The organism is Pseudotamlana agarivorans (assembly GCF_018860245.1).
GTDB classification, from domain to species: Bacteria; Bacteroidota; Bacteroidia; order Flavobacteriales; family Flavobacteriaceae; genus Pseudotamlana; species Pseudotamlana agarivorans_A.
In genome coordinates this window covers 48,549-61,506 of the sequence record NZ_JAHKPD010000011.1, presented here as the reverse complement: position 1 = coordinate 61,506, position 12,958 = coordinate 48,549, and the positions used below count along the sequence as shown (strand labels likewise).

The window sequence follows — 12,958 nt, the reverse complement described above, 5'->3', positions numbered from 1 at the left end:
AAAAATGAATTTTAAATTGAATTATATAAGTGTATTCGTATTGGTGTTTTTTTTATCTTGTAAAAAAGAAAAGAAAGAACAATCTGTATCAAGTTTACCCTATTTTAATTCAGCAGATTTTACTCCAGAATGGGAAGTGCCAAAGCATAAAATTCCGGCATTTTCATTCACAAATCAAAATGGCATGGAGGTCACCAATACAACCTATGCCGGTAAAATGTATATTGCAGATTTCTTTTTTACCAGCTGCTCAGGCATTTGTCCGAAACTGACTAAAAATATGGCGGTCATTCAAGAAATATATAAGAATGATAAAGATATTATGTTGTTATCTCACACCGTAATGCCGTGGCGAGACTCTGTTCCTCTATTAAAAGAATACGCTATAAAAAATAAGGTGCTAGATCATAAATGGAACCTTGTAACCGGGAACAAAGAGGCGCTCTATCACATTGCTAGAACAGGGTATTTTGCTGACGAGGATTTTACCAAAACTCAAGATGAAAGTAATTTTATCCATACCGAAAATTTTGTCTTGGTAGATAAAAACGGGTATATACGTGGCGTTTATAATGGTACAATACCTGTTGATATTGAAAGACTGAAACGGCATATTGCCATATTAAAAAAGGAAGCGTAATTTGAATGATAGTTTCAATTTTACTTCTTGATAAAAAAGTATTGAAATCGTTTTTTGAAGACTGTCGTTGATAATGGCGTACTCACTTTTTTAGAGGATTCTATTTATGCTTTACTGTTCCCATCAAGCATTTGTTATTCAAACCATTTTAAACTCTTATTTAATGGCGCGTGAATTTATAACGAGGTAATATTGCCCTTATCTAATTTTCAAATCCTATATTTATCAAAATTTTTTATAGATGAAATATTTTAGCCTATTCGCCTTATTGCTGGTTCTCTTTAATTGTAAAGAGGAAAACAAACGTCCTGTTGAGACCTCGATTGAAACTCCTACCGAAATGCCCGCAGCTATTCATGAAGATAGTTTAGCAGTATCAGAAATTCATGTTGAAGTGCCTATTATTTTGAAAGATGTTAATGTTGTTCGAGTTGAAGGTATTTTTCGTGACGCCGATTACAATATTCGTTCCTTAGAAATTTTAAAAGATAAAAGCTTGGCGTTTGCTGCAAATAATGGTGTTTTTGGAATGAATAGTCCAAAAACAGGGATGTGGCAAACTTCAATAATGGAGCGCGGTGGAACTAAAATAAATTTTCGAGCTACAGCACATACGGCTCACGATTTTTTTATGTTAAGCGTTGAAAATCCTGCCCTGCTTTATAAGACGGGTGATAATGGAAATATGGTTTTGGTTTATAAAGAGGAGGGTGACGGTGTTTTTTATGACGCCATGACGTTTTGGGACGATAAAGAAGGTATTGCGATTGGAGATAGCGTGAATGGCTGTATGTCTGTAATTATTACCAGAGATGGTGGTGCAACTTGGAAAAAGTTGGACTGTGCACAGTTACCTGAATCTGAAGCAGGCGAAGGTGCCTTTGCAGCTAGTAATACGAATATTAAAACATTGGGGAATAAAGTATGGTTTGGTACCACACACGGGAATATCTATTATTCTGAAAATCGTGGTGAATCTTGGTCGGTGACTAAAACAGAAATAGCTAGCGCCGAAGAGACCGAAGGTATTTATTCTATCGATTTTTATGATGAGCTTAATGGTTATGCTATTGGTGGTGATTATACAAAACCAGAACTTAATGAAGCTAATAAAATACGAACCTCCGATGGTGGTAAAACATGGGAGTTAGTCGCTATGAATCAAAATCCGGGGTATAGTAGTTGTGTGCAATATGTACCAAGTGCAGGAGGGAAAGCATTGGTAGCCTCTAGTGGTAAAGGTATTTATTATAGTACAAATTCTGGAAGTACTTGGAAGGAGGTAACCGAAGCCGGCTTCCATTCCTTTCGTTTTTTAAACGATTCTGTTGCTTATGGAACTGGCTCTGGGAAAATTTCTAAGTTAACCTTTAAAGATAGCCTGAATTAAGATTTTCCTTTTCTACGCTTTTTATACTCGTCAAGCATTTTTCGCCTAAAGTCATCTTCGGAAACTTTAAGTAAGATAATTTTTTTAGTCGGAAGTATTTTAGCAATATCTTTTGAAAAATTCATATGAAGCTGATGAAGTTTTATTTCAGCTTTATTTTGTTTAGCGATTATAGCTTTTGCTTTTTCGTTTGTCATGGCATCGAAATTAGATTTTATTTCATTTCTAATTTCTCGTAATTCTCCATGTTTAATTTTATTCGTATTCGCTTCGTAAGCATTGTATACAGGCCAGAATTCTTGTGCTTCTTTACTGGATAAATTAAGTTTTTCTGTGATATACGCCACTTTAAGCGTTTTTATATGGTCTCGTTTATTTTTCTGAGCCAACATGGTTAGCGATGAAAATAAAAGGCATATAATAAGTAACTTTTTCATGTGTTAATTTGTTGTTTTTAAGTGTTTAACCTTTTTTAGCCTTCGGTAAAAGCAATGGCTTCCATAATAATCATTCATTGCGATTCTAAGTTTAATTATGGAAGTGTTAAAGAATTTTATTCGGTTATTAAGGTTTCAATATCAGTATTGTTTAATAAATAATCTTCGATGTTCTCATCATCAAATATGGTTTCAGAAAATATCGTTTCATCTAATTCTACATCTGTAAAAAGAAAGGCTAATTCCGAAGTGCTCATGTCTTCAGAAATAATATAATTCTCTACAGTTTGGGCATCTAAACTATTAAACGTTGGTTTGCTTTCAAAAACAGATAAATTAAAAAGAAGCAAGACAGCTGCGGCGATACTTGATGCAAATAAAATGGTTTTTTTATTAAAAAGCGGAATGATTTTAGTCGTTTTTTCTTCGTTTTTAATATGCTCAATAATACTTTCATTAATCGAATCAAAGTAATCCTTAGGTGCTTTAAATCCGGTTTCTTCAACGGCGTTTAAAGGTGAGTCATTTTTAAGCTTATTGAAAATACGATCTTCAAGCGCATCAAAATAACCATCAGGTATTTTAAAACCAGTTGAATGAATATTATGTAATTTATTTGTTTTCATCTTATTTATAAGACTCTCTATTTTTGTAATGGTTTAATCTTGGGTTAAATAAGCTTCTATTTTTTTAACAGCAATATGATAGGATGCCTTTAAAGCACCTTCGCTAGTTTCTAAAATTTCAGACATATCTTTATATTTTAGGTCTTCAAAATATTTCATATTAAAAACCATTTGCTGTTTATTTGGTAAGGAAGCTATGGCTTGTTGTAATTTAAGTTGAATATGGTCGCCCTCAAAATAGACATCGGAAGCTAGGTTGTTTATCGTTGTGTTTTGAAGCTCTTCGTTTGTAACTTGTAATTGTTTGGCCTTTTTACTTAAAAAAGTTAAAGATTCGTTGGTTGCAATACGATACATCCAAGAATATAGTTTACTATCTCCTTTAAAACCGCCAATATTCTTATAAATTTTTATAAATGTATTTTGAAGCACATCATCTGCATCATCATGAGATTTTACAATATTACGAATGTGCCAATATAAACGTTCCTTGTATAAGTTGAGTAACGTTTTAAAGGCTTGTTCCTTTTTATGTTCAGATTTTAGTGCTTCTAAAAGTTTCGTTTCGTTTGTCACGAATTGCTATTTGTAATTGGACTTTTAAAAATAATGAAAGTTTAATTGGGGCTAGCCTTTTTTGTAATAAACTTTGACCTTGACTTTTCAAATCAATAATGTTTTCTAATTTTTAAAATTGTTAAACATAAAAAAAACCGCCTCATAGACGGTTTTTTAATACTTAAAATTTAGTGCTTTTTATTTTAGATATAATAGTTGTTATCAAAGTCACAATCTTTTCCAAGGTGTTCAAACTTTGCTAATTCTTCTATTAAACCATTGTTTACTTTTTCAAAAACTTCATAAGCTATTTTACCTAATGGTAAATGTATAGGGGCTTCGTCCAATTGTGCTAATTTATAAATAGCATCTGCGGCTTTAGCAGGATCTCCCGGTTGATTTCCACTTAAATTTTGAAGTGCCGTAATTCGTTCGCCTACGGTACTTTCGTAATCTTTAATTTTAGTGTTTTCGTAATCGGCAGAACTTCCAGCCCATTCTGTGCGGAATGGTCCAGGCTCAACATTTGTAACCTTAATATTTAAAGGTTTCAATTCAGCAGCAAGTGCTTCACCTATACCTTCTAAAGCAAATTTAGAACCATTGTAAATGCCTAATCCTTGTGAACCAACACGACCTGCAATAGAGGTGACATTGATTATATGTCCCGATTTACGAGCACGCATAGCTGGTAAAATTTCTCTAATTGTTGTTAGCACCCCGAAAACATTGACTTCAAATTGTCGTCTCACTTCTTCGTCTGAAACTTCTTCAACACTCCCCATAACGCCGTAACCAGCATTATTTACCAATACATCAATTTTACCGAATTGATCTAAAATGGATTTTACGCCACTTACAATCATCTCAGTTGATGCTACATCCATTAGGACACCAAAAGACTTTCCTGGAACTTCACTGTTAAAGGTTTCAACTTGTTCTTGTTTTCTAAAGGTACCTACTACAATTTGGCCTTGCGCTAATACTTCCTTTGCTAATTGTTTTCCTAAACCCGATGAAACACCAGTGATAAACCACACTTTTTCTTTAATATCCATTTTAATTTTAATCTATTAATTATAATAACAGAGCAATTTAATAAAAGAATTAAACTTTTTTGTGACTTGTTTTAATGTTTGGTAAATGAGGGTGAAATGATTACAATATTTAGATTTTTAATTTAATAATGGTAAATATTGAAACTTGTGGGGTTGCTTTAAATTTTGAATTGTTACTTAATTTTGGAGGAATTATAAACAACTGATAGTCAATCTATAACAAGCCGTTTTATCGATGAAGTGTTTTTTTAAGACGATTAAGTGTTGTTTTTCTTGCGGAAATTCGTTTTGTAATTTATTTTTACCGCTGAACCTAACTAATGTTGTTGGATGTCCCCATATCTAGCAATGAATGAAAAAAAGGATAGAAACCCAAATCTCTAACCTTTTTTAACCATTTTATAGTTAGGTTTTTTTTTATGCCTTATTTTTATTCTAAACTTTGCATGGCCACAAGCTTTTGGTATGCGCCTTTTTTAGCTAAAAGTTCACTGTGTTTTCCTTGTTCTACAATTTCGCCTTTACTCAGTACTATAATTTCATCTGCCTTTTGTATGGTTGAAAGTCTGTGAGCAATTACAATAGATGTTCTGTTTTTCATCATGTTGTCTAGGGCATCTTGTACTAAACGTTCACTTTCAGTATCTAGAGCCGAAGTGGCTTCATCTAAAATCATAATTGGTGGGTTCTTAAGTACCGCTCGAGCAATACTTAAACGTTGTTTTTGTCCGCCAGAAAGTTTGTTTCCAGAATCGCCAATATTGGTATTAATACCAAGAGGTAAGTCTTTTACAAATTCCCAAGCATTAGCAACTTTTAAGGCATCAATAATTTCAGCCTCTGTTGCTGTGTCCCTTCCAATTAGTAAGTTGTTTTTTATAGATTCGTTAAATAAAATAGAGTCTTGTGTAACAAGCCCCAATAATTCACGTAGCGAATGTTTTGTTAAATCGCGAATATCGATGTCATCAATGGATATATTTCCTTCATTAATATCGTAAAAACGTGTAACGAGATTGGCAATGGTGCTTTTTCCGCTACCAGATTGACCAACAAGGGCAACGGTTTTACCTTTAGGAACTTTTATAGAAAAGTTTTTTAAAACCAGCTCGTCTTCATATTTGAAAGAAATGTTGTTGATAGCTATACTTGATGTGAAATCTTTTTTAATGATAGCGTTTGGCTTATCTTCAAGAGGTGATTCGGTGTGTAAAACTTCCAAAACACGATCGGCAGCAGCGTTACCCGCTTTTACTTTATAACTAGCCTTGCTAATGGCTTTGGCTGGTGTTAATATTTGATAAGCTAATGCCATATAGGTGATAAAAGCACCACCTGTTAGTGTTTTTTCAATTAAAACCATGCTTCCGCCATACCAAAGTAAGGCTGCAATAGTTACAATACCTAAGAACTCACTAGTTGGTGAGGCTAAATTTTGTCTGTTTAAGAGGGTGTTGGAGTAATGATAAAAACGATTCGTAGATTCTTGGAATTTCTTATTGAATTTACTTTCAGCATTGAAGCCTTTTATGACTTTTAATCCACCCAAGGTTTCTTCTAAGGTAGAAATAAAGACGCCTTGTTCGGCTTGAACTTGACCCGATTTTCTTTTTAAACTTTTTCCTATTCTAGAAATTATAAATCCTGAGATGGGTATGAAAACAAATACAAAAATGGTGAGTTTTGGTGAGAGGGTAAACATCATTATTATGGCAAAAACAATGGTTAGTGGTTCTTTTACTATAAGTTCTAGAACCGCTAGTAATGAGTTTTTAACCTCACTGACATCACCAGAAATACGTGCTATAATATCACCTTTTTTCTTTTCAGAATAATATGAAATTGGTAGGGTGATAACCTTGTCATAGATAGCATTACGGATATCCTGCAATACACCATTTCGAAGAAAAGTAATAGAATAAAGAGCTAAATAATTAAATATGTTTTTAAGAAGAAATAAACTTATAATTAAAACAATCATGTATAACAAAGTGCGTTCTGGGCCTTCGTTAGCATTGGTTATTGTTACAAAATAATTTAAATAATCTTGAGCGTAGTCTTTAATGTGGCTAAGCCCTGGGTACACGGGCTTGGTTGTAAGCTTTTCGGTTTCACCAAATAAAACGCTTATCATAGGCATTAAAGCAACCATTGCTAGTGTGCTAAATAATGCATATAAAATATTAAAAAAAATATTTAAAAAACCGTACTTTTTGTACGGTTCTATAAAGCGATAAAGTTTTTTTAAATACTCCATTAAATGAGATTCATATCTTTTAAGATGGCTTCGGCCTTAGCATCTAGTTGCGCTTCGGCAGTTTTGAAATCACTTACATTTTCTAAAGCATCATTCACACTCACGTAGAATTTGATTTTAGGTTCTGTACCACTTGGCCTTAAAGCAACTTGGCTACCATCTTCAGTATAATAAATAATGACATTAGACTTAGGAATATCAATCGAATGAGTTTCGCCAGTCACCATATTTTTTGCAACTGATAAATCGTAATCTTCAATTTTAACAACTTTAGAGCCATTAATGATTTTAAGTGGATTTTCTCTAGCATCAATCATCATTTGTTTGATTTCTTCGGCGCCTTCAATACCTTTTTTAGTTAGTGAAACCAGTTTTTCTTTATAAAAACCATGTTCTGTGTACAGATTGATTAATTCTTTGAAAAAAGAACTGTTGTTCGATTTTGAAATCGCAGCAATTTCACAAGCTAAAAGAGTAGAGGTAACCGCATCTTTATCTCGAACAAAATCGCCAACCATAAATCCGAAGCTTTCTTCACCACCACCAACAAAATCTAATTCTGGGAAATCGTGAATTAATTTAGCGATCCATTTAAAACCGGTTAAAACAATTTTACTTTCAACGTTATAAGATGCCGCTAATTTGCTTAGCATTGGTGTTGAAACAATTGTAGAAGCAATAAACTCTTTGCCTTTAATTTTATCTTCAGCTTTCCATTGTTTAAGTAGGAAATCTGTCATCATTAACATGGTCTGATTTCCGTTAAGTAATTGTAATTCATTTTCAGAATTACGAACGGCAACACCTAAACGGTCACAATCAGGGTCGGTTCCTATAACAATATCAGCATTTACTTTTTCAGCTAATTCTAAGGCCATTTTTAAAGCTGCTGGTTCTTCTGGATTTGGTGATGTAACCGTAGGGAAACCACCGTCAGGAACTTCTTGTTCTTTTACAATATGTACATTTTTGTAACCAGCACGTTTTAAAGTTTCTGGCACAGCAGTAATAGATGTACCGTGAAGTGATGTGAAAACAATAGTTAAATTGTCTTTAGCGTTTTGTGTAGCTCCAACACTTCCGTTTTCAACTGAAGCATCAATGAAGATATCATCTACTTCTTTACCTATATAATGAATTAAGCTATCGTTTGCTTCAAATTTAATATTTGCGTATTCAATTGTATTTATAACATCAATAACACCCTTATCATGTGGTGGTACTAGTTGTCCGCCATCTTGCCAATAAACCTTATATCCATTGTATTCTGGAGGGTTGTGGGATGCTGTTAAAACAATGCCACAATGGCAATTTAAATGTTTTACTGCAAAAGATAATTCTGGAGTGGCACGTAAATCTTCAAATAAATAAACTTCCACACCATTTGCAGAAAACACATCGGCAACTACTTTAGCTAAGGACTTGCTGTTGTGTCTGCAATCGTAAGCAATAACGGCTTTAGGGGTTTCGTTAGGGAATTGTTGGTGTAAATAATCACTTAAGCCTTGGGTGCTTTTTCCAAGTGTATATTTATTAATTCTGTTGGTTCCAACTCCCATGATACCACGCATACCACCAGTTCCAAATTCTAAGTCTTTATAAAAACTCTCTTGAATGTCTTTAGGATTGAGTGCAATACTGTCTTTAATCGTATTTTGCGTTTCTTCGTCAAAAGCAGGGGTTAACCAGCTGTTTATTCTTTCTAAGATTTTTGGTTCAATGTGTATCATAATGTTGTGAAATAAAGGATTACAAAAATAAGCAATTCCTCTTTTTATTTAGTTGTTAATACAGAAAACATAAACAAATGATAATACTGTATTTTATAAAGTTAATTTAAATTTAATGCGGCTTTAATCGCATAGCGTTTTTTGTCTTGTTTCATTCTTAATATAATTTCACCTAAAAAGCCAGCAACAAAAAACTGGGTACCTATGATCATGGTTGTTAGTGATATATAGAATTGTGGTCGCTCGGTAATCAATCGCCCTTGCTGATTTAAAAAGAGTTTATCAATACCTAAGTAAAGCGCAAAAACAAAACCAATGGTAATCATTATGAAACCAAGGGCGCCAAACAAGTGCATTGGACGTTTTCCAAAACGAGATAAAAACCAAATGGTGATTAAATCGAGAAAACCATGAACAAATCTATCTATGCCAAATTTAGTAACGCCATATTTTCGAGCTTGGTGTTGTACCACCTTTTCGCCTATGTTGCTAAAACCAGCATTTTTGGAAAGCACGGGAATGTAACGGTGCATTTCTCCGTTAACATCAATGTTTTTTACAACTTCAAGTTTATAGGCTTTTAAGCCACAATTAAAATCATTTAATTTGACCCCTGATGTTTTTCTAGCGGCCCAATTAAATAATTTTGAAGGTAGATTTTTCGAGATTACTGAGTCGTAGCGCTTCTTTTTCCAGCCCGATACCAAATCAAAACCTTCGGTTTTAATCATGTGGTAGAGTTCGGGGATTTCATCAGGATTGTCTTGTAAATCGGCATCCATGGTAATAACGACCTCACCTTGCGCTTTTTCAAAACCAGCGTGAAGTGCTTGTGATTTCCCGAAGTTTTTTAAAAACTGAATCCCTTTTACATGGATGTCTTGTGAGGCTAATGTGGAGATAATCTCCCAAGAATTATCGGTGCTACCATCGTCAATAAAGATGATTTCATAAGAAAACTGATTGGAAAGCATCACTCTTACAATCCAATCATGTAATTCGGTTAAGGATTCTTGTTCGTTAAGTAGTGGAATAACTACAGATATGTTCATTTGAATATTTTCGAAAATAATATTCAAAAATACTGAATTTATTCGGCCTCTGGGTTACTTTTTTTCATTACTGCGGCAACTATAAGCCCGATAACACTAAAAAACACAAGATAACCAGCTAATCCTTTAGCAATGTTGCCTAACGAGTATTGGTTTTGAGATTCAATTTGTGTTACGGCTTTATCTATCGCGTCTGTAGGTGAATTAAAGCCTTCTAACATTTCAACGGTTTTTTCAATCGTTTTTTGTTTTAAAACTTCTGCGGCCTCAGTATCAATAAAATTGAATAATAAATAGGAGACGAAAGTGCTAATTAATAATCCAATTAAAACGGTAATAAAATATGAAGTAAAAGCCTGTTTAAAGGAAACAAAACCTGCTTGAGCTTGTTTTACTTTAGCCACGCAAATAATACCAAGAACAATTATGGCAATCATTATGAATATACCAACCCACATATTTGTTAGTAATTCCAAATCTATAGCATAGCATAGCACTGTGATTAAAGCTAGTAAAGCACCTAAATATAAGCCGTAATGCGTTGAGATCGATTTTAATGAATTTTCCATAATAATTTGATTGATTAATTTAGTTGTAATAATTAGATTTCAAATATAGTAAAACCTTATCTTTGTTTTTTTGAAATAAAAACAAAAAAAGTGTTGTGTAGTTGTAAAAAATAACTAAATTTGCACTCCAAAATTGAAAGTAACAATAAAGCATTTAGCGATGAGAAAAGGTATACATCCAGAAAATTATAGAATTGTAGCATTTAAAGATATGTCTAACGACGATGTATTCTTAACTAAGTCTACAGCAGATACTAACGAAACTCTTGAAGTTGATGGCGTTGAATACCCATTAGTAAAAATGGAGATTTCTAGAACATCGCACCCTTTCTACACAGGAAAATCTAAATTAGTAGATACAGCTGGTAGAATTGATAAGTTCAAAACTAAATACGCTAAGTTTAAGAAATAAGTTTAGCCAAAAATATATTTTTAAAAGCCTTTCTATTGTAGAGAGGCTTTTTTTATTTAATGAATTAAGCTATTTTTGGTCTACCAAACTTGAGTTAGGTGTTATTGATAAAATTCATGACAGCCTAACTTTTAATTTTATATCTAAAAATGAATTACATTCTTTTTGATGGTCCTTCGCGTAACAATTTGTTACCCTTTACTTATACTAGACCCGTAGCCGATATTCGTGTTGGTGTGTTAACCATTCGAGAAAAATGGGAGTCCTTTTTAGATTGCACAACTACGACAATTACTGAAGATTATCTCTCTGATAAATTTCCTATGGTTGAAATGGAAAATAATGTGATGATTAATGCATCCTACCTTCCTAATTATGAATTGGCAGAAATGGTTAAAGAACTTCAGGAAAATCAAGCCATTTTTAACGGAGAAGATGTCATCGCTTTTTTTGCCAAAGAAGAACAAGAGGATATCGATTTTGATGCATATGAGGCCATAGAGTTTGATGCAGATGCTATTCAAATAAATAATACATGGGATATTTTTTCTAAAAATGGAGAAGCGATTCAAGAAGATTTTGACTTAATTACTGACGGTAGAAAGTCTAAACCCATTCCTACAAGTAACCATGTTATTGCTGCTGAAAATATATTTATTGAAGAAGGGGCTAAGTTAGAGTTTGTAACCTTAAATGCTTCAAGCGGGCCTATTTATATTGGAAGAAACACCGAAATTATGGAAGGCGCAATTATTCGTGGGCCTTTTGCTTTGTGCGAAAGTGCTACTGTAAAAATGGGGGCTAAAATTTATGGGCCAACAACTGTGGGGCCTCATAGTAAAGTAGGTGGTGAAGTTAATAATTCGGTGTTGTTTGGGTATTCAAATAAAGGTCATGATGGCTTTTTAGGAAACTCTGTATTGGGTGAATGGTGTAATTTGGGTGCCGATACCAATAATTCTAACCTGAAAAATAACTATGCTGAAGTTCGATTATGGGATTATCAAACGGAAGGTTTTGCGAAAACGGGCTTACAATTTTGCGGACTCATGATGGGGGATCATAGTAAGTGCGGTATTAATACCATGTTTAACACAGGAACTGTTATAGGCGTAAGTGCCAATATATTTGGAAGTGGTTTTCCTCGTAATTTTGTACCTAGCTTTAGTTGGGGAGGTAGTAGCGGCTTTACAACTTATTTAACTAAAAAAGCATTTGAAGTGGCCGATGTTGTAATGTCAAGACGAGGGCCAAACCTTTCTGAACAAGATAAAGCCATTTTGGAACATGTCTTTGATGCATCTAAGAGGTTTAGGCGCGAGTAGGATACGACGTATAGCCAGAGTAATTAGTCTTATGGCTTTTAATAATAATGTTATTTAATAAATTTTTAATGTAAAGTGTTTATGGATATTAATTCCAAATAACGCGGCTTTTGTTGGGAATTCAAATTTTTTTGTACTTTGTCCGAGAATGTAATAGGTGTTCATTCCTTAAAACTGGAATCCATTATGCCCAAATTAAATGGTGTTTTAAAATTTTTAAAGGATAAAAGAAAGTTTGCAGTACTTTTTTTTGTCTTCCTAATTATAGATACGGTAGTTAAATCCAACTATCCTTGGCCTTATCGTTTCGTTTCTAAACCACCAGTTATATTACTTATTGTATTTTATTACTATTATAATTATAGTGCATCAAAAACGCGTAACTTTACTTGGGTTATGTTGGCGTTGGCTTGTTTTTTTATAGCAGATTTGTTAATTATAAATAGGGAGAATACGACGTTGTTAATTTCTAGTTTTGTGGTCTATACCTTAGCGAAGGTGTTTTTATGTTTCCGGTTTTCGCATAAATTCGACTTTAAAGTAAGTCGGTTAATTCCCTTTTCAATTGTCATCTTTATTTATACAGTTGGTTTAATAGTGTATATCTATGAAGGTCTTGGAAACTACTTTTTATTTGCCTTGATAAGCTATTTTATATCGCTTTTACTGTGCCAATTTGCTTATTTAAGAAAAGAGGCGGTAGATAAAAAAAGTTACCTATATGTGTTAATAGGTGTTTTATGTTATATGGTTTCCGAAGGGTTTACGATTGTGAACACTTTTAAAACTGACTTGCCTTATCAAGATTTTTGTATCATGTTCTTTTATGCAACTGGTATTTATTTAATAGTTCATGGGATCATTATAGAAAAAAGAATTACGCCTAAATATATTTTATAATTCG

At 33.2% G+C, this 12,958-nt stretch carries 13 protein-coding genes; 5 read left to right on the top strand and 8 right to left on the bottom strand.

All coding sequences use genetic code 11. The features are described from left to right. Positions 1–4 precede the first annotated feature (4 nt). A complete protein-coding gene (locus tag KO493_RS05130) occupies positions 5–640 on the top strand; it encodes an SCO family protein (protein ID WP_216066876.1) in 636 nt (211 codons plus the stop codon). A 241-nt stretch (positions 641–881) separates the two neighbouring features. Continuing rightward, positions 882–2,030, top strand: coding sequence for an oxidoreductase (locus KO493_RS05125; RefSeq protein WP_216066875.1), 1,149 nt, complete (start codon positions 882–884; stop codon positions 2,028–2,030). On the opposite strand, the gene KO493_RS05120 is transcribed toward KO493_RS05125, so the two are convergent. The 8 genes from KO493_RS05120 to KO493_RS05085 all read right to left on the bottom strand — a co-directional run bounded on the left by KO493_RS05120 (position 2,027) and on the right by KO493_RS05085 (position 10,317). Beyond that, on the bottom strand, positions 2,027–2,467 hold the full coding sequence (locus KO493_RS05120; RefSeq protein ID WP_216066874.1) for a hypothetical protein: 441 nt from the start codon (positions 2,465–2,467) through the stop codon (positions 2,027–2,029). The genes KO493_RS05125 and KO493_RS05120 overlap by 4 nt on opposite strands. A gap of 116 nt (positions 2,468–2,583) precedes the next feature. Beyond that, positions 2,584–3,093 (bottom strand): hypothetical protein, encoded by a 510-nt coding sequence (locus KO493_RS05115; RefSeq protein WP_216066873.1) that lies wholly within the window; start codon positions 3,091–3,093, stop codon positions 2,584–2,586. 33 nt (positions 3,094–3,126) lie between these two features. After that, positions 3,127–3,669, bottom strand: coding sequence for an RNA polymerase sigma factor (locus tag KO493_RS05110; protein WP_216066872.1), 543 nt, complete (start codon positions 3,667–3,669; stop codon positions 3,127–3,129). 185 nt (positions 3,670–3,854) lie between these two features. Then, positions 3,855–4,709 carry an oxidoreductase gene (locus KO493_RS05105; RefSeq protein WP_216066871.1) on the bottom strand — a complete coding sequence of 285 codons (855 nt, stop codon included), beginning with the start codon at positions 4,707–4,709 and terminating at the stop codon, positions 3,855–3,857. Positions 4,710–5,139: 430 nt separating this feature from the next. Further along, positions 5,140–6,966 (bottom strand): ABC transporter ATP-binding protein, encoded by a 1,827-nt coding sequence (locus KO493_RS05100; protein ID WP_216066870.1) that lies wholly within the window; start codon positions 6,964–6,966, stop codon positions 5,140–5,142. After that, on the bottom strand, positions 6,966–8,696 hold the full coding sequence (locus tag KO493_RS05095; protein WP_216066869.1) for a phospho-sugar mutase: 1,731 nt from the start codon (positions 8,694–8,696) through the stop codon (positions 6,966–6,968). Before KO493_RS05095 ends, KO493_RS05100 begins: the two co-directional genes overlap by 1 nt. Positions 8,697–8,797: 101 nt before the next feature. Beyond that, a complete protein-coding gene (locus tag KO493_RS05090; protein ID WP_216066868.1) occupies positions 8,798–9,748 on the bottom strand; it encodes a glycosyltransferase family 2 protein in 951 nt (316 codons plus the stop codon). A 38-nt stretch (positions 9,749–9,786) separates the two neighbouring features. Then, positions 9,787–10,317, bottom strand: coding sequence for a DUF4199 domain-containing protein (locus tag KO493_RS05085; protein WP_216066867.1), 531 nt, complete (start codon positions 10,315–10,317; stop codon positions 9,787–9,789). Positions 10,318–10,477: 160 nt separating this feature from the next. On the opposite strand from KO493_RS05085, the gene KO493_RS05080 reads away from it, so the two are divergent. From KO493_RS05080 to KO493_RS05070, 3 genes are all read left to right on the top strand, one after another. After that, complete coding sequence (locus KO493_RS05080; RefSeq protein WP_216066866.1) at positions 10,478–10,729, top strand: type B 50S ribosomal protein L31; 252 nt, start codon at positions 10,478–10,480, stop codon at positions 10,727–10,729. Between the two features lie 149 nt (positions 10,730–10,878). After that, positions 10,879–12,054 carry a GlmU family protein gene (locus tag KO493_RS05075; protein WP_216066865.1) on the top strand — a complete coding sequence of 392 codons (1,176 nt, stop codon included), beginning with the start codon at positions 10,879–10,881 and terminating at the stop codon, positions 12,052–12,054. A gap of 186 nt (positions 12,055–12,240) precedes the next feature. Next, on the top strand, positions 12,241–12,954 hold the full coding sequence (locus tag KO493_RS05070) for a lysoplasmalogenase family protein (protein WP_216066864.1): 714 nt from the start codon (positions 12,241–12,243) through the stop codon (positions 12,952–12,954). Positions 12,955–12,958: the final 4 nt, after the last annotated feature.